General features: G+C 35.6%; 18 protein-coding genes and 1 pseudogene. 16 read left to right on the forward strand and 3 right to left on the reverse strand.

Annotated features, from left to right (window positions below; genetic code table 11):
* Positions 1 to 377: 377 nt before the first annotated feature.
* The 12 genes and pseudogenes from HNQ35_RS09490 to HNQ35_RS09545 all read left to right on the forward strand — a co-directional run bounded on the left by HNQ35_RS09490 (position 378) and on the right by HNQ35_RS09545 (position 13349).
* On the forward strand, positions 378 to 926 hold the full coding sequence (locus tag HNQ35_RS09490) for a hypothetical protein (RefSeq protein ID WP_146938866.1): 549 nt from the start codon (positions 378 to 380) through the stop codon (positions 924 to 926).
* Positions 927 to 1250: 324 nt separating this feature from the next.
* Positions 1251 to 1886, forward strand: a complete 636-nt coding sequence (locus HNQ35_RS09495) for a carboxymuconolactone decarboxylase family protein (RefSeq protein WP_183330137.1) — start codon at positions 1251 to 1253, stop codon at positions 1884 to 1886.
* 1637 nt (positions 1887 to 3523) lie between these two features.
* Complete coding sequence (locus tag HNQ35_RS09500; protein ID WP_146937803.1) at positions 3524 to 4219, forward strand: ABC transporter ATP-binding protein; 696 nt, start codon at positions 3524 to 3526, stop codon at positions 4217 to 4219.
* The gene (locus HNQ35_RS09505; protein WP_146937805.1) at positions 4216 to 4572 is read left to right on the forward strand and encodes a hypothetical protein; all 357 of its coding nucleotides are present in this window, start codon (positions 4216 to 4218) and stop codon (positions 4570 to 4572) included. The genes HNQ35_RS09500 and HNQ35_RS09505 overlap by 4 nt, the downstream gene beginning before the upstream one ends.
* Positions 4573 to 4817: 245 nt before the next feature.
* Entirely contained in the window at positions 4818 to 6779 is a 1962-nt protein-coding gene (locus HNQ35_RS09510) for a bacteriocin-associated integral membrane family protein (protein WP_146937806.1), read from the forward strand.
* Between the two features lie 238 nt (positions 6780 to 7017).
* Positions 7018 to 7263, forward strand: a pseudogene (locus tag HNQ35_RS09515) (carboxymuconolactone decarboxylase family protein); the annotation flags it as partial.
* 403 nt (positions 7264 to 7666) lie between these two features.
* A complete protein-coding gene (locus tag HNQ35_RS09520) occupies positions 7667 to 9466 on the forward strand; it encodes a GmrSD restriction endonuclease domain-containing protein (RefSeq protein ID WP_146937807.1) in 1800 nt (599 codons plus the stop codon).
* Between the two features lie 106 nt (positions 9467 to 9572).
* On the forward strand, positions 9573 to 10148 hold the full coding sequence (locus HNQ35_RS09525; protein WP_146937809.1) for a tetratricopeptide repeat protein: 576 nt from the start codon (positions 9573 to 9575) through the stop codon (positions 10146 to 10148).
* Positions 10149 to 10189: 41 nt separating this feature from the next.
* Positions 10190 to 10615, forward strand: a complete 426-nt coding sequence (locus HNQ35_RS09530) for a hypothetical protein (protein ID WP_146937810.1) — start codon at positions 10190 to 10192, stop codon at positions 10613 to 10615.
* 62 nt (positions 10616 to 10677) lie between these two features.
* Positions 10678 to 11040 carry a hypothetical protein gene (locus HNQ35_RS09535; protein WP_146937812.1) on the forward strand — a complete coding sequence of 121 codons (363 nt, stop codon included), beginning with the start codon at positions 10678 to 10680 and terminating at the stop codon, positions 11038 to 11040.
* Positions 11041 to 11610: 570 nt separating this feature from the next.
* Entirely contained in the window at positions 11611 to 12018 is a 408-nt protein-coding gene (locus tag HNQ35_RS09540; protein ID WP_146937814.1) for an HIT family protein, read from the forward strand.
* 953 nt (positions 12019 to 12971) lie between these two features.
* Entirely contained in the window at positions 12972 to 13349 is a 378-nt protein-coding gene (locus HNQ35_RS09545; RefSeq protein ID WP_146937816.1) for a hypothetical protein, read from the forward strand.
* A 94-nt stretch (positions 13350 to 13443) separates the two neighbouring features.
* Here HNQ35_RS09545 and HNQ35_RS09550 read toward each other — a convergent pair whose 3' ends face one another.
* The gene (locus HNQ35_RS09550; protein WP_146937818.1) at positions 13444 to 13983 is read right to left on the reverse strand and encodes a hypothetical protein; all 540 of its coding nucleotides are present in this window, start codon (positions 13981 to 13983) and stop codon (positions 13444 to 13446) included.
* A 463-nt stretch (positions 13984 to 14446) separates the two neighbouring features.
* On the opposite strand from HNQ35_RS09550, the gene ahpC reads away from it, so the two are divergent.
* The 4 genes from ahpC (at position 14447) to HNQ35_RS14265 (ending at position 19683) form a co-directional block, all read left to right on the forward strand.
* Positions 14447 to 15016, forward strand: a complete 570-nt coding sequence (gene ahpC / locus HNQ35_RS09555) for an alkyl hydroperoxide reductase subunit C (protein ID WP_146937820.1) — start codon at positions 14447 to 14449, stop codon at positions 15014 to 15016.
* Positions 15017 to 15032: 16 nt separating this feature from the next.
* The gene (gene ahpF, locus HNQ35_RS09560; protein WP_146937822.1) at positions 15033 to 16562 is read left to right on the forward strand and encodes an alkyl hydroperoxide reductase subunit F; all 1530 of its coding nucleotides are present in this window, start codon (positions 15033 to 15035) and stop codon (positions 16560 to 16562) included.
* Between the two features lie 643 nt (positions 16563 to 17205).
* Positions 17206 to 19347 carry a DUF2339 domain-containing protein gene (locus tag HNQ35_RS09565; protein ID WP_170226666.1) on the forward strand — a complete coding sequence of 714 codons (2142 nt, stop codon included), beginning with the start codon at positions 17206 to 17208 and terminating at the stop codon, positions 19345 to 19347.
* 66 nt (positions 19348 to 19413) lie between these two features.
* Positions 19414 to 19683 carry a hypothetical protein gene (locus tag HNQ35_RS14265; RefSeq protein ID WP_246118079.1) on the forward strand — a complete coding sequence of 90 codons (270 nt, stop codon included), beginning with the start codon at positions 19414 to 19416 and terminating at the stop codon, positions 19681 to 19683.
* A 241-nt stretch (positions 19684 to 19924) separates the two neighbouring features.
* Here the strand turns inward: HNQ35_RS14265 and HNQ35_RS09575 are convergent, their stop codons facing one another.
* Both HNQ35_RS09575 and HNQ35_RS09580 read right to left on the reverse strand, forming a co-directional pair.
* Positions 19925 to 20323 (reverse strand): DUF7310 family coiled-coil domain-containing protein, encoded by a 399-nt coding sequence (locus HNQ35_RS09575; protein WP_146937826.1) that lies wholly within the window; start codon positions 20321 to 20323, stop codon positions 19925 to 19927.
* Between the two features lie 231 nt (positions 20324 to 20554).
* Positions 20555 to 22429 (reverse strand): LPxTATN C-terminal sorting signal domain, encoded by a 1875-nt coding sequence (locus HNQ35_RS09580; RefSeq protein WP_183330146.1) that lies wholly within the window; start codon positions 22427 to 22429, stop codon positions 20555 to 20557.
* Positions 22430 to 22449: the final 20 nt, after the last annotated feature.

Here is a 22449-nt window from a genome sequence, read left to right on the forward strand (position 1 = left end):
TTATTTTATTAGTTTAACTGATTAGGAGGCTATTTTAATAGAAAAGTGTTCAATTCTATCAAGCAGAAACTGTTGATTCTATTCTAGCAGTTACAGGAAGGGGAGAAATAGTTTTATTTAAAAGATTATAATCATTTTAGATGATATTTTGCATCGAAATCAATTTATGTCAAATCCAATGATAAAATAAATAAGATATACAAAATTATGCCTACACTTGCTGTTATACTTGTAATTAAAGTGGTATGATGAGAAAAAAGCAAAATTCCATATCCAACTAACCAACCAGACTTTTACATTACGAAAATGTTGTATAAGTCTGGTTTTATTATTTTTTCCAATCTGACGCTGATAAGAAATAGGAGGCTAAACAACCAATGAAATTATTTGATATGAACATTATTCACAGTCATAACTTTGAAGAAGATTTAAATATTATAGAGGGCTATGAGAGGGTGGAAACCTATACATCAGATGATATGCTAGAAGATGGATCACGAGAGAAGATTGGCAGTTATACTTACCATATTTATAACACGAGTCATTTTTTGCATGATCAGTCACTAAGTATGACAGCGGATGCTATATCAGGTGATGAATTGTTCATGTTAGATATCATCATGAATGGTGAACATGAATTCCAAATGACATCAGATGAAATGCTAGCTCCAATAGGCCATGTATTTATTGAAGATAAGTTTGATTATTACGAGAACGAAAAGCTCATTTTACAAAAGCTTATGGCGTACTTTGAATACATATCACTTGATTATATTGCTGTTATAGCAACTAATTCAGAGAGCGCTTCACGAGAAAAGAAGTCTGTTATATCTTTTCTACAAATAAAGCTCTATAAAACACTTGGGTTTGAATATTTAGGAGGGTATGAGAAGAAGCATCAGGTGTGGATAAAAAACAACAATTAAAGCAATAGAACGAATTTATCTTATCAGGTAAACATACATTCAAATGTGTTTCATAGTGATTTTCTATTGCCACCATCCTTTAGCATCTCATTTAGTTCATCGCGAAAATCAAAGCGTTGAACTTATCAATCTCTACTCATCGTTCTGCCATGTCTAACAATCATCCCCCCGTTAGACATTTTTTTATATTCCAATCTCTCATCCGATTTCCTTGAAAACAAAAGGTTAATTCATCTTAAAACATTATATTGGACTTTACATACCTGGTTGGGTATATTGATAATTGGAATTATGTTATGAATTATATGAAGGAGGAATTTGTTCATGGCAGAGAAATTGAAACAATTAGGGAAATTTAAATCATTAACACCGGAAATTAATGAGGCGTTCCACGGTTGGAATGGCGTGTCACTTAAGGAAGGTGTTTTATCACAGAAATTAAAGGAATTAATGGCTGTTGCTTGTGCGGCAACAACTGGTTGTGAATATTGCTTAGATTTACATAGCAAAGGTGCTAAACGCGCTGGTGCCACAGAAGCAGAAGTTGCAGAGGCACTTATGCTTGCAACGGCAGGTAAAGCGGGAGCAGCTTTTGCTCATGCAGCTAATGCATTTGAAACTTTCGAGGAAACTGAAAATGATGAGTTGTTTAAGAAATCATATTTAGCACATACAATGAAATTACGTGACTTAGCACCAGAAGATTTTAAAGCATTCTTTAACTTTACGACAAAAGCTGGTGCAGAAGGCGAATTATCAGTAAAGGAAAAAGAACTGATCTTAGTCGCTGTATCATTAATTACAGGTTGCCCTTACTGCATTGATAGCCACGTGAAAAACGCTAAAAAATCAGGAGCGACGAAAGAAGAAGTCGCAGAAGCGGTATTTGTCGCAAGCGCATTAAATGCAGGAAGCGCCTTTACAAAAAGCCCAACAGCATTAAAAAACTTTGATAAATAAGCTGATTATAAGAAGAGACTGAGACAAAACTAGTCTTAATTAAGAAAAATTGCGGAATCAACATTGAAATGTTGTTTTCGCAATTTCTTTTTTGTTTCGGATTGTTATAATAATGATTTTGAATTTAGACGATGTAATTCCATTCTTGCAAATTCTAACCATTCTCTCGATTTTCCACTGAGCAAAAATCGAGAGAGTGACAAATTAGCCTTTAGAAATCAAAAATCAAGCTCATTATAGTTGTTATAATCTATTAGATGATAAAATACAAAAAATCGAAATTGGAAACGAGTAAATTTCTCCACCCCGCATGGTTACGCGCAAATTTTTTAATCCATGCAGAGTAGATAGCCCCACTCCACATGGTTCCGCATAAACCTTTAAAACCATGCAGAGTAGAAAGCTCCACCCCGCATGGTTACGCGCAAATTTTTTAATCCATGCAGAGTAGATAGCTCTACCCCACATGGTTCCGCATAAACCTTTAAAACCATGCAGAGTAGAAAGCTCCACCCCGCATGGTTACGCGCAACTCTTTAAATCCATGGAGAGTAGGTAGCTCTACCCCACATGGTTACGCATAAACCTTTAAAACCATGCAGAGTAGAAAGCTCCACCCCGCATGGTTACGCGCAAATCTTTGAATCCATGCAGAGTAGATAGCCCCACTCCACATGGTTACGCACAACTCTTCAAATCCATGCAGAGTAGAAAGCTCTACCCCACATGGTTACGCACAACTCTTCAAATCCATGCAGAGTAGATAGCCCCACTCCACATGGTTCCGCATAAATCTTTAAAACCATGGAGAGTGGCTCTCTCTACTTCACATGATTTTATCCAAAAGTTTAAACGTGAGCGAATAATACCCGACAATAGTTTGTAGTGTCTCTTCACTATATAAACAAAGCCCAGCTCACTCTACTCATGATTCAATACAGTCATTATTAGGAGAAGGAGGTTGGGACATAAGGAAAAAGTAAACAAAAATAGAAAACGCATAAAATCAAACTTAAAACTTTGATTTCATGCGTTTTTTATCTTTCAGAGGTTTTGTCCCAGCCTCTTTTATTACTTTTTTATGTATAGAACAAATATAGGAAATAAAAAATATGTGATATGTTTATCGTATGTAACATCTATGATAATCATCCTCGTAATAATATAAACTCCTAGGAAAAAATCAATAGCTGAAAATTGAATACGCCTCTCTTTTTATTCAAGGTGTAGTTTATGAATTGTTTCCCAACATGATGTAAACGATAGCAACAATGGCTGACTACAGCGTTATAGAAAAAGAACGTGAATACATAATTAAGTACATATTTCTATGTAAGGCTGTACTATTTCTTACGATGGAGCATGTCACTACAAAGCATCTGCAAAACATATCTAGTAGTACCATCATTAATAAATAACAGGCATATATTATTTTTTAGTAAATCAACATCATTCGACATAATTTTTAAAAGGAATATGTTAATTTAAAAAGGATTATGATTTAGTAGTAAGAAGTAAAATCTTATACGAGCATCGTAAAATGGTATAGTTATATTTTTTTGACTTTTATAGTTTTTAGCTTTGTATGCTCAGAAAATGTATAAGAAAGATATTGTAGTTGATAGGAGATGTATATCGTGTTGATTGAAGCTAAGAGAATTTCAGTGGCCATTGATGATCATGAAGTACTAAAAAATGAGACCGTTCGATGTCATCCAGGAACTATGACAGCTCTTATAGGTCCGAGTGGGTGTGGCAAGACGACTCTTTTACATTGTCTTGGTCTTTTGTTACCTGTGGATCACGGACATATCGTTATCGACGGGAAAGATGTTACGAAGTATAACGACTCACAACGTCGTCGATTTTGGCGTGATCATGCAGCCTTTATTCTCCAAGATTACGGCATTATGGATGATGAATCTGTTGCATTTAATGTTACGATGCAGTCGAGTATGTTAGGTCGACGTGTCACTGGTGATCAAAATCGCTTAGAACAAGCATTAGAAGAAACAGGACTTAAGGGGAGAGAAGCTGAAAAAGCCGGTCATTTAAGTGGAGGAGAAAAACAACGACTTGCTCTCGCACGCGCTATATATAAGGACGCTGAAGTCTTGTTTGTAGATGAACCGACTGCTTCACTTGACACAAATAATCGAAAAAAGGTTATCGCACTATTTGAGGATTTAGCAACACGTGGACGTACTGTTATTGTGTCAACACATGACAACGATATGATTCAGGCTTGTGAAGTTAAGCATGCAGTAGGATTTAGTGGCCAGACGCACCGCCTATCAAGTAATGATGATGCGAATGAAGGAGGATTGTCATGAAGTCCAGTTTAAAAATAACAATCAGTGTCATTATTGGTTTGGTACTCATATTAGGAGGGTTTGGCCTTTTAAATGGTTTTTTTTCAGGTGAAAAAGATGCTCATCCGCCATGTGAACAGCTACCAAAGAAAGAGAAAGCTATTGAAGCTCTTAACAGTCATCAAACTCTTGTCGAGGAGATTAAAGCACTTGGTGACGGTATTGAAGTCGAAGTTGGCACGCCTTGTTCAGATGATAAAGATCGCGGTTTAGTTATGATTATTTATGATTCGAAGTCAGAACGTGATGCTATCTCAACGCTTCTCGGTAATCGAGAAGGATTTGGTGTTCCGATACATTTAGTAAAACGATAATGTATGATTGTTTGCTATATAGATATTGACTGATTGTCATGAAATTGTTCATTGTCTTGTATAATCGCTCAAGTCCTTTTTAGCTATATAACAATGAAAGAAGGATAAATGGATTACAATCTGTTAACAATCGAATGAATAAAGGTGATAAAGTTTAACAATTTACGCTCTCCTAGCTGTGTCGTTTTATAAGTTATCATGCTCATTCTTTAAAATGTGATACATGATATTTTGGAGGTACCGTTATGTATAAGCGTATCATCGTTGTTGTTTCTAGTGTGTTGTTTAGTTTGCTTGCTTTACTTGCTTTTATTATAACAGATTTATATGATAGGGATTTTCCACAAGCCATTGGGGTTAAAAACAGAATAACTTTAGAATTTAGTGAGTCAAACTTGTCAATTACTGAATCGTTGGCAACACTACAAAAATTAGATGCGCGCTGGGACATGGGGTTAGTCAAGATTGCGCCAGATCTTACGAGTGATGGTGATGGACAGATTTTTGCTGCGCTTAACGACGGAGGTTTATCTGATCAATTTACATGGTTTGGTAGCGATGATGTGGGGAAAATAGTCGGGAAAGAACGGCTTGAGACATCATACCCAGATGGGTTTTATCTTGTCACAGGGGATAAAACTCATTTAGATGATTTTAAGAAGGCGTTAACGAGTAAAGGTGTCAAGGTAGGATTAGAAGATGCTTCTATCTTTGAAAGTTTAAAGTTTGTGGTGTGGGAAAGAGGATTTGCTGCAGCTGTTCTATCTGCGTTCACATTAATTATTACTTTAGCACTATTTTGGCTGTCATTGAAGGCGCGTGATCGTGCTTTACGAGTTCTTGGTGGTGTCCCGACTATACGAATTCAACTACAAGATTTTAGCGGTTTTTTAGGGTTATTGTTCATTTCGGCAGGAATCATAACATTCATTGCAACGGGATATGTAATTGTGTTTCATGGTTCGGTTTATGTGGGTCCATACTTAAAGGCTCTAATAACTTTGCAACTGTTTGTGATTGCTGTATCCATCATGACGGTGCTAATTATGTCCGCCTTTTCCTGGCCAAGTGCTACTATGCTTGCTACTAGGCAACCAGCAGTAAAGAGTCTCTGTTCTCTGTCAAGTGTCATTCAAGCACTAACATTCCTTTTAGTCATATCCGCTGCAGGTCCTGCTTGGTCTCAATATAAACATTCAACGGCCATGGCTGATGAAATGGCACAGTGGAAGCAATTAGCAGATCAAGTGACGATTGAATTCGCTACAGACATTGGCGATATGGATATTATGGAGCCAAGGATTAGAGAATTGGTGAAGGATGCAGAAGCACGTGATGCTGCTAGTCTCTCTTACACTTACACGCCGGAAATGGCTAATTTCCGAGAGTATGCATTTGTTTCATTTGTTAATGAGCGTTGGCTCGATTTAGTAACGAAGAATAAGAATGAATCAGTTGTGAGACCGATATCACAAAAAGATTTGCCAGATGATATGGAGAAAATGATCCAAGAAGAAATAGAAATTTTGTCAAGAGATGGACGTTCTGAAGATTTATTGGAACAGCTTCAGTTTCTGCGTCCAGTTGAAGGATTTCGAATTACGATCGCACAAGGTGGTGGTGGAGAGAGACTACATTTTTCAGATAATGTGCTACTCGTCGTTGTACCTACAATCTATGAAACCTATAATGATTCTGCTTTGACATCTATGAGTTCTAGTAAGAATATTATTTTTACCGGTGTATCTTCTACACAGAAATTATTAGAAGAGCATCAACTAGATGTACATTCATTACGCAAGCAAGGGATTCAAGGCGAACTAAATATTGTTTATATTGCAGAAGAGGGAATCATCCAGGCACAATTTGCAAGTTATATTGCCTGGTTGCAATTCCTAGCGTTGATTGCTTTAATTGTCGCCTTTACTGTCTCGACTGCAATTCGTGCATTAATTACCGCACGATTACAGGCGAAGCGTGATTTCCCATTACGATTATGTGGAAGGTCATGGATGCGTATCGTTCAAAGTCGCGTTGCGAAGGAGATTCTTATAGGTGCCATTCTCATGGGTGTCGTCCTATTGCTTATATCTGATTTAAATATTGGTGTAAGTGTTGTTATTATATATGGTTTGTTAGCTGTTCCTGTGAGCCATCTGTTTGCGGTACGCTGGTGTTTTGATGGTGTCAGTAGACGCCGGATATAATCGAATACATATCCATATAAGAATAGTAAGTTTCTTTAGATGTCCCATTATCAGTTAAGATTGATATTTTGGACTGGATCATTTATTGAACATACGATTCGTAAAAAGAAGTTAAAGGAAGCGTCAGATCATTGTATCTAAAAAAGCGGAGTATATGGGGGATAATCCGTTACTTTTCAAGTAAATTAACACACGAACAATGTTATGATGTGACTTAGCACCAGAAGATTTTAAAACATTCTTTAACTTTACGACAAAAGCTGGTGCAGAAGGCGAATTATCAGTAAAGGAAAAAGAACTGATCTTAGTCGCTGTATCATTAATTACAGGTTGCCCTTACTGCATTGATAGCCACGTGAAAAACGCTAAAAAATCAGGAGCGACGAAAGAAGAAGTCGGAGAAGCAGTATTTGTCGCAAGCGCATTAAATGCAGGAAGCGCCTTTACAAAAAGCCCAACAGCATTAAAAAACTTTGATAAATAAGCTGATTATAAGAAGCAGAACGTGAGCAAAAGGGATCACGCTCTGCTTTTTTGTGGTTGAAGTAGATTCGTTTTGTTCGATAAATGATCGGGTACTACTTTCTTCTGTTACAAGAAACAAATGAAATGAAGCTTTGGATTTTATACGATACGACATGTGAATCATAATCGTTATGTTTACTTGTTATATGGTGAATGATATCTTTACCACGCATTTATCTTCTTATTATGACACGAATATTAAAAATGTCGCTTCACTTATACAAAAGCTAATTGTATTTTTATATAATAATGAGTCAGAATTAATAGATTTTATCACTAACAATCCGTTTGAATGTAGTGTACAATATGGATAGTTTATATCGTCTAAAGCTTCATTTAATTTTTATAAACGAGGTGTTTGTATGTCACAAAACTATCACGTCAATAACAGTACGGTAAATGCTTTACTCAGCTGGATTGAACAGGATATTGTCGCTATTCCAGAAATTCAACGTCCATTTGTATGGAAGGCGTCAAAGGTAAGAGATTTATTGGATTCTCTTTATAAAGATTATCCGATTGGATACATCATTACGTGGCAAAATCCAGATGCACGCTTAAAAGATGGAACGATTTCTCATGGGAAGAAAATATTAATTGATGGCCAACAACGTGTTACAGCACTTATGGCTGCCATTGCTGGTAAGAATGTGATTAATAATAAATATCAGAAGAAGAGAATCATTATTTCCTTTAACCCGATTGATGAAGTCTTCGAAGTACAAAATAACGCTATTTTAAACAACAAGAAATGGATTCCTGATATTTCAACAGTGTTTTCTGGTCAATTTAGTACATTCCAATTTATTAATTCTTATTGCGAAGCGAATCCAGAGATGGATCCGGAAAAGTTACATTCAACATTACAAAAACTACAACAAATTAAGCACAGTTCGATAGGGATTATTGAACTGAATCACACATTAGATATTGAGACAGTTACAGAAATATTTATCCGGATTAATTCAGCAGGAGTAAGTTTAAGCCAAGCGGATTTTGCTATGTCAAAAATATCGGTTAATGATCATTATAATGGGCCAATTATACGTAAGACGATTGATTACTTTTCACACTTGATGAAAAATCCAGCAGTGTTCGACAACATAAAAGAAAATGATGATGAATTTACAGAATCACAGCATTTTCAAAAAATAAAGTGGGTAAAAGATTATAATACGAATATTTATGAACCGAGCTACTCTGATGTATTACGTGTTGCATTTACGTTTAAGTTTTTACGGGGGCGCATTTCAAACTTAGTCAGTTTATTGTCTGGCCGTGATTTTGATACTCGGGAATATAAGGAGGAAATCATTGAGTCTTCATTTATCTCCTTGAATGATGGTGTCCTAAAGTTTGTCGATGAAACCAATTTTAAACGATTTATTATGATTTTAAAATCGGCGGGTATTATTCATGCGAAATTGGTTCGATCACAAAACGCTTTAAACTTTGCATATGCATTGTTTTTATTATTAAGAGAACGAGAATTAAATCAATCAGAGATTAATAAAATCGTAAGAAAATGGTTAGTAGCTTCCATTTTAACTGGTAGATATTCTGGGTCGCCTGAATCGATGTTTGAATTTGATATTAAACGATTTGCTAACGCTGAAGACCCGAATGAGTATGTGAAAAATATGGAAGCAGGGGAACTTTCAGATGCCTATTGGAATAACACACTTATAGATAGTTTGGATACATCTGTTAGAAGTAGTCCGTACTTTAATTTATTTCTCATGGCACAAATCTATCATGGCGATAACGCATTCCTTTCCAAATCCATTCGAGTACAACAATTAATAGAAGAACGCGGGGATGTTCACCATGTCTTTCCTAAGCGATATTTACAGAAGAACGGATATAATCGTCGTGGACAATATAATCAAATTGCCAATTATGTATATACAGAGCAAGCGATTAATCTAGCAATTAGAGATCAAGCCCCGAATAAATATATGGCGCGTGTAAAGACACAGCTTAGTGAAGGAAAGATAGAAATCGGAGAAATGACAACTGTTGAGGAACTAAAAGAAAATTTAAAGATGAACTGTGTCCCAGATGCTATTTTTCAGATGAATTCCGAGGATTATCTGAGCTTCCTACAAGAAAGAAGGAAAATGATAGCAAATAAGATTCGTCGGTTTTATGAAGCGTTATAAGAGTCATGCTTTTATAAATTAGTATTCGTGGCAAAGTTATGTTACAGCTTGAAATATTGGTTCATATTTAAAAAACATTACACCTTTATCCACAGGAGGTACATCTATGCGACTCAATCGTATGAATCGATTGTCAATCGATGAAATTGTTGATATTTATGACAAGCTATTAGAAGAACAAGACTATGAGTTAAGAGACATCGTTAATATAGAAGAAAGGCTTGTTCGTAAAATTTCACGAGATAGACATAGTGAATATCGTTTTAGTTTACAGCGGATAAAAGACAGTCTTATTGATCATTTAGTCAAATATGGTTCGTATTTGAAAACAGAGTATCGAAAAGATGATCAATTAGCGGAAAAGACTTTAATAAAGGCACTTAAATTTGATAAGACCAATCCTATTGCTTTGTACCGGCTCGGCTTCCTTGCTTATAAAAAGCGGAATTATTCTCGTAGTGTATATTTTTTTGAGTCGGCGTTAAAGTCGCATGAATTAAATGAGAAGCATCGACATGCGTTAAATTCACAACAACGATATAATGCTAGTTTGTATTTATGTAATAGTGCATTATACGTTGCTGAATTTGCTCAGAAATCTTTAGCTGAAATTGAAGGTGAGGTAGAGCGTGAGAATAGCGTTAATTTGGAGTTATTTCCTTTATATAAATATATAAAGTGATTGCTCGGAACGAAACATATCTCCAAAATAACGCATATACTATGATTTCAAAAGATGATCAGTCTTTAGGTTCAATTGAAGCGTGTGAACAACTGATTCAAGATAAACGATCGAATCATATTATACTATTTTTCTCAGATCGGGAAGTGATTTTGTATTATAAAGAGCAGCATATTCATTTAGTCGCTCGACCTGCGGAGATGTTAAAACAATTTATGTTAGAAAGTCATGAAAAAGCCCCATTAAAGAAAGAGGATTTTTCACATGTCTTTTCAAAAGTTAAGGGAGAAATTAAAACAAATACATATATTGTTGCTATAAATAGATTAAGAAACAAATTGAAACAATGCCACATCCCAGAAGATGTCTTATTAACAAGAGAAAGGCTTGGGACAGATAGAGAAACGGCTTATTATTACAATCATAAATATCCGTTTATCATTATCCAGCGCACTGATTTTATGTAATGACATCGATGTCATCATCATTGTCTTATACTTTATGTATCGATTAAAGGAGATGATGACATATGAAAACGTGGAATCAATTGTTCGTAAGACATGGTTGGCTTTTAGAGGGAAAGAAGGAAAATGTCTTTAACTGTGAAATGGAAACAGTTGAGAACATGCAGTTTTTATTAGATCGTTTAAGAAAAGCTCGTGTCGACTTCGTTTTTAAAAAAGACTTCCTGACGATAAATTCTTCCGTCATATTTCGCGATGGAAGGATGATTGTTAAAGATTATGCTTATATGGATAATGTTTGTTATGACCGAAAAACAGATAAAATGACAGACGATACTAAGTGTGAACCGTATTTAGAAACCGTCCGTCAAGAATTAAAAATGTCAGATGATATTATTCTTGGGGACCTGTTACAGTATTTAAAATGAAGAGCACTGAGTGTTCAACGCGTTGTCTCGTTGGTATTTTTTGAGTTGAGAGTCTGCATTGGCTGTTCAACGCGTTGTCTCGTTGGTATTTTTTGAGTTGAGAGGCCGCATTGAGCGTTCAACGCGTTGTCTCGTTGGTATTTTTTGTTCTGAGAGGCTGCATTGGGTGTTCAACGCGCTGTCTCGTTGGTATTTTTTGAGTTGAGAGTCTGCATTGGCTGTTCAACGCGTTGTCTCGTTTCTGTTTTTTGAGTTGAGAGGCCGCATTGGTTGTTCAACGCGTTGTCTCGTTGGTATTTTTCGCTCTGAGAGTCTGCATTGAGCGTTCAACGCGCTGTCTCGTTGGTATTTTTTGAGTTGAGAGTCTGCATTGGCTGTTCAACGCGTTGTCTCGTTTCTGTTTTTTGAGTTGAGAGGCCGCATTGGCTGTTCAATGCGTTGTCTCGTTGGTATTTTTCGCTCTGAGAGGCTGCATTGGGCGTTCAATACAATCTCTCATTGCAAATTTTCATCATGAGAGGTTGTGTTGGACAATAATAACGTGACTATGAAATATAAGGAGAATTTATGATGGTAAAAGATTGTGTTTTCTGTCATCCCGAACTTGAACCTAATCAAAGTATCATTTTCAGTAATAAGCATTGTATGTTTTTACAGTTGAAGCAATTTCGAATAAAAGGTATTCAATTAGCTGGTGCCGGATTAATTGTTCCTAAAAAACATAGAGAAACTGCATTTGATATGACGCGCGAGGAATGGGATGCCACATACACACTGCTTCATGAAGTAAAAAAATATATTGATGAAAATTATCAACCTCAAGGATATAATATTGGTTGGAATTGCGGAGAAGTTGGCGGTCAACATATTTTCCATGCACATTTTCATGTTTTGCCAAGATATGAAGGTGAACCTTTGGCGGGAAAAGGAATTAGATATATGTTTAAAGGGAATAAAAACAAAAGAAAAGCTGATTAATTTAATCGAAGTATGTCTATTGAGTGTTATGATGCGCTGTGTTGTAGACATTTTTTCTGTATTGGCATGAACATTATAATATGATGATAAAAGTCAACCATTTGATTTAATATGGTATAATCAATTTACAATAGACTAGCTTTACATGAGGGATTGGGCACACGTACCTTCTAGGATCATCCTATGGAGGGAGGTGGTGCCTATGGATATGGAAAGCGTATTAACGCTGATGATTTCATTCGGCATGTTAATTGCTTTTATCATGTCCGATAAAGATAAAAAGTAATCCCTCGTGTGCTTTAGCGGAGCCTTGAGGGATTACTTCCTTCCTGTGCCCACCCCTCTTGTTGGGGTTGGTCTATTGATGGCCGCTAATAACTAGCGGTCATTTTATTATCATATTATTATAATTTTATTATACCATGTGAATCATATTTATTTCAATAAAAGGATTCATGGGAATGTGTCAACTTCTTCTTGATAAGTTTTTAAAACCAATATATCGTACTTTTTGGTTACGGCACTGTTGCTTTTTCGTGCGAGAGACCAGAGTAAGCGTTCAACGGGCAGTCTCATAGCCGTGAGAGAACATATTGAATGCTTAAGGCACAGTGTTACCGCGATTACACCTCAACGCATTCTCATACGACAGCCCGGAGACGAGATTACATCACATTCATTTACCACGAGATTCTACATTGATAGTCATCTCCTTCAACTGCATAGATATACGCTAGTAGCTTAACCACATTAAAATTCATTAATACACTTAATCGCATTTTTAACATATTATGTCCATGCCAAAATATTATAGTGATAGGTCGCTTTATTTTTTGAAAATATATGAAAAAATGGTTATAGGAAAATGGCTCCTTGCTTGCTAGCGTTTGCACCAGTCTCCTGTTGTATCATAAAGATTTCCAAAATTCATTTGTATGGGTAGAGGTGTTAAAATGAAACAAAATAAATGGGGAAATATTGCTTTAACGATTTTAAATATCTTAACTACAATACTTTCCATCCTTTTTCTGTATATGATCAATTGGCTTGCAATGCCAATTGGTAGTGAAGATGCAATGAGTGATGAGGTCATCATGAACTTGATATTATTTGTGACCGTAACGATTTCGGTCGATGTACTAAAGTGGGTATCGTATTATTTCATTGTTATTAAAAAGAATAAGGGATGGCTTCTTTATTACGCTTTTTACTGTGTGATGTTCTTTTACTTTGTTGCCAAAGGTACGACACCTTTCGCTTTAATTATTCCAGCTCTCTATATTCCAGTCATTATTTTGTTGTTGCCGCCATCAATGATGGATATCGAATAAAAAAAAGCCGAAAGCTAGTTTAGACGTATCTCTTAACTAGATTTTGTCATTATCGCTACGGCATATTAGGTTGTGATTGTATAAAACTAAACGCTTATTCCGCAAATTCAGGATTCATCTGTAAAATATGCGCTTCAATATCTTCAATCCATCTACGATACTCACCATCGTCCAGTAAGCTATATACATATTTTTTGATTTCCGAAAACCTTTTATTCTGCGGATTTAATCCACCGACCCTTTTAGTTTTATCTGTTAAGTTAACTGTCACGTATGAAAAACCACCATCTACAGAGTTATCGTCGGATAGATTTTCTTTAAGTCGCCAGAATTTGTTTTTTTCTATCGCTTCTTTTACTTTTTCAACTTCCTCATCAGTGATTTTCTTTTCAAATGTAGGTGCATCAACCCCCATTTTAATATCGTCTGTTTCTTCCGAATATAAAACAAGTCTGCCATCGTCATAAATTCCGAGATAACGTGGATAGAAATTTTTTATATGGTCTGGTCCAGCGGGTGAAGATTTCAAAATAATAAAAGGTTCGTCTGTTGCGTAATTCGTATGTTTACTGCAACTTACAAATACACTTAATAACAACATGACAGCCAAGAAGCTACCAACATTTTTGTTCATATGACTTCCCCCCTTTTGATTTCATTAATAAGCCTTTATATGACACTTATCCCTATAAAGTCAGAATATAAGGAAATTATAAAGTGCTCAAAAGAATATGTCAATGCAATAATTAAACGTCTTTAGAGGAAAAAATATATCTCGATTTTAAAAGTAAACCCTAGAACTAAGTTTTTTACATTTAAAACAATCTAATTGAGAAAAATATATTTAATTTAATAAAAGATGAATCATACGGGGGATAAATTTTATATAATGTGTGAATATAAAATATACCTTATTAAAGGATGTTATGTTCATATAGAATCACTATGTATAATAAAAAAGAAAATAACCATATTATTTGACGAACAGTCAATTCCATGTAATAATGAATATGTAATTAGAATTAATGTAAATAAGAAATGTTGATTACATTAATCTAATTACCAAATTACTAAAATACATAAGGAGGAATTTTATTATGTCATTAGTTGGTAAAGAAATTGAGCCATTTAAGGCAGAAGCATATCATGCAGGTAAAGATGAATTTATTACAGTTACAGATGAGGATTTAAAAGGAAAATGGAGTATCGTTGTCTTCTATCCAGCAGATTTTACATTCGTATGTCCGACTGAGCTAGAAGATGTTCAAAACCATTATGAAACATTTAAAGAGCTTGGTGCTGAAGTATACTCTGTTTCAACAGATACACACTTCGTTCATAAAGCATGGCATGACCATTCAGATGCCATTAGCAAACTTGAATATATTATGATCGGTGACCCTTCACAAACTATTTCAAGAAACTTTGACGTTCTTGATGAAGAACTAGGTCTTGCACAACGCGGAACATTCTTAATTGATCCAGATGGTGTTGTTCAAGCAGCAGAAATCAATGCTGATGGTATCGGACGTGACGCAAGTGTATTAGTTAGAAAATTAAAAGCTGCACAATACGTTCGTGAAAATCCAGGTGAAGCATGTCCTGCTAAATGGGAAGAAGGATCAGAAACACTTGCTCCTAGCCTAGACTTAGTAGGTAAAATTTAAGGGGGAACATTTATTAATGCTTGATAAAGATATAAAAGCACAACTATCCCAATACTTGGAACTGTTGCAAGGAGATGTCGTACTTAAAGTAAGTGCGGGCTCTGATAAAGTTTCCCGTGACATGGTGGCATTACTTGATGAACTTGCCACCATGTCTTCCAAAATTAAAGTGGAGAAGAAAGAACTTAAGAGAACGCCTAGTTTCAGTGTAAACCGTCCTGGTGAAGATACAGGGATTACATTTGCTGGGATTCCATTAGGTCATGAGTTTACGTCTTTCGTCCTTGCACTTTTACAAGTAAGTGGAAGAAAACCAAAAGTAGATGACAATTTAATTGAACAAGTAACGAACTTAGAAGGCGAATACCATTTTGAAACGTATGTCAGCTTAAGCTGTACAAAATGTCCAGATGTTGTTCAAGCACTTAATGTCATGAGTGTACTGAACCCTAATGTGACACATACGATGATTGATGGTGCTGCATTTAAAGAAGAAGCAGAGAGTAAAAACATTATGGCAGTGCCTACGATTTACTTAAATGGAGAGCCATTTGGTAATGGACGTATGACATTAGAAGAAATTCTCGCTCAATTAGGCGGTGGTCCAGACGCTTCTGAGTTTGATGCGAAAGATCCATTTGACATACTCGTTGTAGGTGGTGGACCAGCAGGAGCAAGTGCTGCCATTTATGCTGCACGTAAAGGTCTCCGCACGGGTGTGTTAGCAGAACGTGTCGGCGGTCAAGTAAACGATACAGCAGCGATTGAGAACTTTATTAGCGTTAAACGAATTGAAGGTCCACAATTTGCTGCTAATTTAGAAGAGCATATGAAAGAATATGATATTGATATTATGAATATGCAACGTGCAACACGCCTAAAGAAAAATGACCTTATTGAAGTTGAACTAGAAAATGGTGCAACGCTAAAAAGTAAAGCCGTTATTTTAGCAACTGGTGCACGCTGGAGAAACGTTGGTGTGCCGGGAGAACAAGAATTTAAGAATAAAGGTGTTGCATATTGTCCACATTGTGATGGACCATTATTTGAAGGTAAACGTGTTGCTGTTATCGGAGGCGGTAACTCTGGTATTGAAGCCGCGATTGATCTTGCAGGAATTACAGAACATGTAACAGTTCTTGAATTTGCTTCAGAATTAAAGGCGGATTCTGTGTTACAAGATAAGCTAAATAGCTTACCAAATGTGAAGGTTATTACAAATGCACAGACAACTGAAATAACCGGTACAGACAATGTGAACGGCATTTCTTATCTAGACCGTGAAACAGAAGAAGAACATCACATTGAATTAGAAGGTGTCTTCGTACAAATCGGTCTCTTACCAAATACAGATTGGTTAGAAGGATCTGTAGAACGTAATAAATTTGGTGAAATTATTATTAACGAACATGGTGAAACAAGTATTCCAGGTGTTTTTGCTGCTGGTGACTGTACAAATGTAACGAATAAACAGATTATTATTTCCATGGGTGCAGGTGCAAACGCAAGTTTAAACGCATTTAATTACCTTGTTCGTGAAAAATAACATTTTCTGTTATTAGATATAATCTACCAAAATTTTCTTTAACATAAAAAAACTTTCATTTCAATTATCTACCATAAAAAGGTGAACCGTTTTTCTACGGTTCATTTTTTTTATGTTTGACTAAGAATTAAGGAATTACTTATGAACAATGAGCAGGTGAAAAAGTAAAAAATGCAGGTAAAGTTGTTCAAGTTATTGAAGGTGATGATTCTATACAAATAGAATTTTCTGTTTATGATAAATATGACATTATATTGTTGGGCGAATATTCATCTGATATTATCAAATCGAGTGTATTATAGGATGATTACATTTAGGCTTAATTACCTCTACTATGCTTTGGGGGGAGAAATAACCATTCTAACCGTGTTGATTGATAAGATAGAACAGTAGGATATAAAAAATAATAATTTAACACCACTGGGCTTGCACAGAAAAGTGCAGGCCCTTTTAATAAGTATTTTAATATTAATAAATATATTTTACATCAGTATTTTTATGTTATAATAAAAAGGTCAATATATTTCAGAAAAGTCTAACTAACGGATTGTCCATAACATAAGAATCCTCTGTATGACTGATTTACTTCAGTTCTTAAGATATTTATTTAACCATTTAATGAAAAATATTGTGAGGTGAGATGATGCAAGAAGAAATTAAAGCACTAATAAAGCGAGTGTCAGATTTAGAAAAAGAAGTAACTTTGTTAAAACATCAATTAGCTCACCATACGAGGATAGACCAAACTACAATAATAAAGCCAAAAGAAGCACCACGGATGAAGCCAGAAACTGTTAAGGAATCAGTTACACCGGATAAAGGTAAAATGGAACATACACCACAGCCATCACCAGATATTATTACGATAAAACGACAGGTGGAACAGACGCCAACCCCAGCTCCAACACCAAAAAAAGAAGTAAATATCGAAAAATTATTAGGTATTTGGCTACCACGTGTTTTTATGTTTGTTCTTATATTGGGTGTCCTTTGGGGATTGAAACTAGGAATTGATCAAGGTTGGATTTCCCTTGCTGCGCGTATTGTGATGGGATATGCTGCTACCGCTATTTTATATTATTTAGGGATGCGGTATGTGAAACAAAGTAAAAAAATGTTAGGTTTAACACTTTTAGGCGGTTTAATCGCATTGGGAATTTTAACGACGTTTGCAGCCCATCATTTGTACGGATTTTTTAATTTTGCCTTGGCGTTTTTAATAGGTGTCGCTTATATCGTACTTGGGTTGTATTTATCAAAAAAGACCCGCTCAGAAACATTAACAATCTTCTCAGCAATCGCGGGTTTTTTATTGCCGTTCTTGTTAGAAGGCGACGAAGCATCCGCAATTCAATTTTTTGCTTATATTACATTACTATTTGTCTCATTATTCTATATGTCACTTAATCAAAAGCATAAAATATCGTTTTATATCACATTTTTATTGTTTCATTTAACATTACTTTTCTATTCAGTGATTGGGATGAGTTTTAATGACAAACATATTCTCGTCATCTCGGTTTTGGTTCAGCATCTTTGTTTATTAATTTTTTACTTGGATCGCCGGGTTTCCAAACAAGTTTTTACTGAAACATTAATTTATACGAATACGGTCTTTACTGTGTTTTGGATACAGTTACTTGACCAACCATTTGACACGATGACTTACGGGATGATTGCAGTTCTTTATACTGTTCTAGCAGCTAATGCCTTTGTTAAAAAACAAAATAATTTTCAAGGGGTTTTTTCAGCTGTAGCGATATTTGTTATCAGTGTCTTTATTCTCTCATTTGATTTAGACAATGAACAAGTGAAATTAATCTTATTATTGATTAACGGATCGGTTGGTTTATGGGTCGGGCTACGTTATCAGACGATACGTACAATTGTTATGAGTTCAATCATTTACGGGATATCGGGATTAGTCGTTTTGAATGGAATTAATATCGATTATTTTGTTTCATTAGAGCATCTCGTTTGGATCATGTTCTTATTAACGCTCGCTTTTATTTACTATTCGCTTTATCAATTTGTTCCATTGTTTAAGAAAGGAAACATAACATTAATTGATGCTGGTTTAATTGGCGGGCAAATTATTTCCTTGATTTACATTGCTCAACTAGTTCATCTCTTTGTATTGAATCAAAATTGGCTCTCCTTTACGGCGTTTCATTTCTATGCACTTGTGTTTATCATTGTGCTAGCATTCATGTATTATCTCCACAAGTGGCGACATGGAAAGTATGTCACATATGCTTCAATGATAGAATATTTAATACTTGGTTTAGCTTTAATCGCACGGCCAATTTATGATTGGTATGATCTGAAATGGTTTGAGTTTAATCTAGCGGTGCAAATCATTTATATCACATTGTTGACGCTGGCGTTTATTATGCTAGTAAGAAAAAAGTCAACCAATGCTTTTCAAGGACTAATGGATAAAATACCTACCTTTGCTGTTGTAATGCAGATTGTGCATTTTATCTTTTTAAATAAATGGTATTTTGCCATTACAAATGCTTATCAGTGGGACCGGGAATATGTCTTTTTTGTCCATACGTTTATTTGGTTCTTGTTCGCATTTTTATCCATTTCCATTGGCAGAAAAATGAAGTGGAAACCTGTCACCATTTTCGGATCTGTTCTCATTGGATTAAGCTTATTTAAGCTATTCTTTATCGATTTAGCGAATATTTCTATTTTTATTCGTGCAATATTGTTTATCGTCGTTGGGGTTATTGGCTTATTGTATTCGCGGACGCTCATTAAAGAGGATGAGAAATAACTTTATAATAGAAGAGGGCGGGCAGATGATATGTCTGCTCTTTTTGTATAAAAGAGAGGGATAACGTTGGGAGTAAAGTATGTTGTATTAGATAAAATGCCTCGTACTGATTTAATGGAAGTTATCGTCAGTCTCCATCAAAATGTATTCGGAGCCGATAACTTGGTTAATAAAATCAAAGACAAACAGAAGTTATTATTTAATCTTGCATTAGACGGTGAAAAATTAGTTGGATATAAGATTGGCTATGAGCTTGATAAAAATAAGTTCTATAGCTGGCTAGGTGGGGGAGATTCTAGTTATAGAAAACAATGTGTGATCAGCATCAATATTTAAAGGAGAATGGTTATGAAGTTTTACAAACAAAAACAATGAATAGATGGCGTGGCATGTTGATATTAAGTATTAAAAGCGGATTTGATGTTATAGAAACGTATTCGGATAAGAAAGGCTTACACAAAATCGTTCTTGAAAAGAGTATAGTCTAATGAAACAATTTTTGATATGAAAGGAAGTGCGCTTTTGTGTTAGTAGTGTGTGATTTTAAAAAAGAAAAGAGTCGGCTGATGCGACTTTTTTAATAAAAGCGATTTTGTTTTCCTTCTTTAAGCATTTTAACATCTGCTCTAGTCGATAATAATTCGTCCGATAAAATAGATAACTTAGTATCTACTTTAGTAATCTTCTCTTCCAGCCTTTTTTCCGTTGCATCGATTTTTTTGATTAAATTTTCTTCGACTGATACAACCTTTTTCTCTAAGGAATCCATTCTGTTTTCTATGGAGTCCATTCTACTTTCAAGGGATCCCATTCTGTTTTCTATGGAGTCCATTCTACTTTCAAGGGATCCCATTCTGTTTTCTATAGAGTCCATTTTACTCTCTAACGAGTTCAAGCGTTTTGTTAACCTTTCTTCAGTCCCCTTAAGCTGCTTTGAAAGCTCAAGAATTGCTTGCATAATCGCATTTTGTTCCATTGCATTCATCTCCATATTTTTAGTCGTTTTGGCAAAAAGAACTATCTTATATTTTGCACTAATTATACCATGACATTGTATTTTTTGAAGGTGAATAAATGATTTTTGTCAATCAATTAGTGCATGTGAGAGAAGGGTGGAATCATATGCCAAGTCTGGAAATATAAGAAAACCATCTGTGCTCATTCAGAAACACAGATGGTTTCCTTTCCTTTTACGATCTATTTTCTATTAATTTACTTTTTTTCTACGTGTAAATAATCTAGTTGTAAGACCAATTGCTCCTGTGAGTAAGGCAACGAAACCAGCTAAAAGCATATTATATGTTGATGTTGCTGTGTTAGGAAGTTTATTCCCGTCGCCATTCTGTTCGTTTTCTACTAATGATTCCTTTTTATCTTTAACTAACCCGTCAATCGCTTTTTGTAAGCCCGCTAATGCCTCATCAACTTCTTCTTGAGTTACGTCATCATAGTTTAACACACCTTCTGCTACTTCAAGGGCATCCTTAAGTTTTGCGAAAGAGGCTTCCGTATAATTTTCAGCGTCATAGGCTTTAGCCTTTTCAACGAGAGCTTCTAATTCGCTTTTATCAACTTCTGGGTCTGGTTTAGGAGTAGGTTCTTCAGTTTCGACTAATCCGTCAATCGCTTCTTGTAAAGCTACGAGTGCTGCACCGACCTCTTCTTGAGTAGCGTCCTCATTGTTTAAGACCGCTTGTGCATCTTCAAGAGCAGCAGTTAAAGCAGCAAACGATTCTTCTGTATAATCGTCAGCGTCAAAACCTTGCGCTTCATCAACAAGCGCTTCAAGTTCACTTTTGTCGACTACAGGGTCTTCCGGTTCAGGAGTAGGTTCTTCAGTTTCGACTAATCCGTCAATCGCTTCTTGTAAAGCTGCTAGTGCTGCACCGACCTCTTCTTGAGTAGCGTCCTCATTGTTTAAGACCGCTTGTGCATCTTCAAGAGCAGCAGTTAAAGCAGCAAACGATTCTTCTGTATAATCGTCAGCGTCAAAACCTTGCGCTTCATCAACAAGCGCTTCAAGTTCACTTTTGTCGACTACAGGGTCTTCCGGTTCAGGAGTAGGTTCTTCAGTTTCGACTAATCCGTCAATCGCTTCTTGTAAAGCTGCAAGTGCTACGTCAACTTCTTCTTGAGTAGCGTCCTCATTGTTTAAGACCGCTTGTGCATCTTCAAGAGCAGCAGTCAGGGCCGCAAACGATTCTTCTGTATAGTCGTCAGCGTCAAAACCTTGTGCTGCATCAACAAGCGCTTCCAGCTCGCTTTTGTCGACTACAGGGTCTTCTGGTTCTGGTTCAGGATCCGGATCAGTGCTATAATCAACGACTAAATCAATACTGTAAGCGTTTGAAACTTGATCCAAATCGACTGATTTTCCACGAACAATTGCTGTCTTAAATTCATATGTACCGTTTTTTAACATTCTAGAGTCCGGTACAATAATTGGCGTTTCAAAACCGAGGTTATTGAAGAAATATTCCCCTGAAACACTCTGTCTAATATATGGCTCATAATTATTTTCATCGTAAAAACGCTTAAAATCAAATTCGATACTATTCGTTGCTTTATTAATTGAGATATAATTATAAGGTTTATCTCTATCTTTTTGGATTGATATTTCTTCACCATTTTCATCTATAACTATTCCTGTAATATTAAATGGGTTCATTGTGTAGTCGAAATTTGTCATTTTTCCTGTTAAGTAATCGATGACATAATTATCATCCAATAAATGAGCGAGTTCGTTAGGGAATTTTACAACGTAAGTGACATCCGTTAAATCAAACTCAGGCCCATCTAATGAGATATCACCGTCATTCTGTAATTTATGGGTCCAATGTTCGTACTCATCGTTATGATTAATATGAAAATTTGTTAGTATTTCATCAACATTCATCATGTTTTGCCCTTGCGCATGAACAACCGGAACGGCAAGGCTATCCCCAGGACTTACTTTGCTAACTACATTTGCTACAGTTGACATGCTCAAAGCAATCGTAGCAGCCATTGTTAGACTTGTAACTCTCTTAACTTGACCTCCTATTCGACTTTTCCAAAATGATTTTCCTTCTTTTTTTACCAATGCATATCACCTCGCAAGAT

The organism is Cerasibacillus quisquiliarum (assembly GCF_014202495.1).
In the GTDB taxonomy this organism is placed as follows: Bacteria; Bacillota; Bacilli; order Bacillales; family Amphibacillaceae; genus Cerasibacillus; species Cerasibacillus quisquiliarum.

What these genes read in the sequence shown, in the direction of transcription:
- HNQ35_RS09490 (WP_146938866.1), top strand. Translation starts at nt 378, where the DNA reads ATGAAATTATTTGATATGAACATTATTCACAGTCATAACTTTGAAGAA.
- HNQ35_RS09495 (WP_183330137.1), top strand. Translation starts at nt 1,251, where the DNA reads ATGGCAGAGAAATTGAAACAATTAGGGAAATTTAAATCATTAACACCG.
- HNQ35_RS09505 (WP_146937805.1), top strand. Translation starts at nt 4,216, where the DNA reads ATGAAGTCCAGTTTAAAAATAACAATCAGTGTCATTATTGGTTTGGTA.
- HNQ35_RS09510 (WP_146937806.1), top strand. Translation starts at nt 4,818, where the DNA reads ATGTATAAGCGTATCATCGTTGTTGTTTCTAGTGTGTTGTTTAGTTTG.
- HNQ35_RS09520 (WP_146937807.1), top strand. Translation starts at nt 7,667, where the DNA reads ATGTCACAAAACTATCACGTCAATAACAGTACGGTAAATGCTTTACTC.
- HNQ35_RS09525 (WP_146937809.1), top strand. Translation starts at nt 9,573, where the DNA reads ATGCGACTCAATCGTATGAATCGATTGTCAATCGATGAAATTGTTGAT.
- HNQ35_RS09530 (WP_146937810.1), top strand. Translation starts at nt 10,190, where the DNA reads ATGATTTCAAAAGATGATCAGTCTTTAGGTTCAATTGAAGCGTGTGAA.
- HNQ35_RS09535 (WP_146937812.1), top strand. Translation starts at nt 10,678, where the DNA reads ATGAAAACGTGGAATCAATTGTTCGTAAGACATGGTTGGCTTTTAGAG.
- HNQ35_RS09540 (WP_146937814.1), top strand. Translation starts at nt 11,611, where the DNA reads ATGGTAAAAGATTGTGTTTTCTGTCATCCCGAACTTGAACCTAATCAA.
- HNQ35_RS09545 (WP_146937816.1), top strand. Translation starts at nt 12,972, where the DNA reads ATGAAACAAAATAAATGGGGAAATATTGCTTTAACGATTTTAAATATC.
- HNQ35_RS09550 (WP_146937818.1), bottom strand. Translation starts at nt 13,983, where the DNA reads ATGAACAAAAATGTTGGTAGCTTCTTGGCTGTCATGTTGTTATTAAGT.
- ahpC (WP_146937820.1), top strand. Translation starts at nt 14,447, where the DNA reads ATGTCATTAGTTGGTAAAGAAATTGAGCCATTTAAGGCAGAAGCATAT.
- ahpF (WP_146937822.1), top strand. Translation starts at nt 15,033, where the DNA reads ATGCTTGATAAAGATATAAAAGCACAACTATCCCAATACTTGGAACTG.
- HNQ35_RS09565 (WP_170226666.1), top strand. Translation starts at nt 17,206, where the DNA reads ATGCAAGAAGAAATTAAAGCACTAATAAAGCGAGTGTCAGATTTAGAA.
- HNQ35_RS09575 (WP_146937826.1), bottom strand. Translation starts at nt 20,323, where the DNA reads ATGGAACAAAATGCGATTATGCAAGCAATTCTTGAGCTTTCAAAGCAG.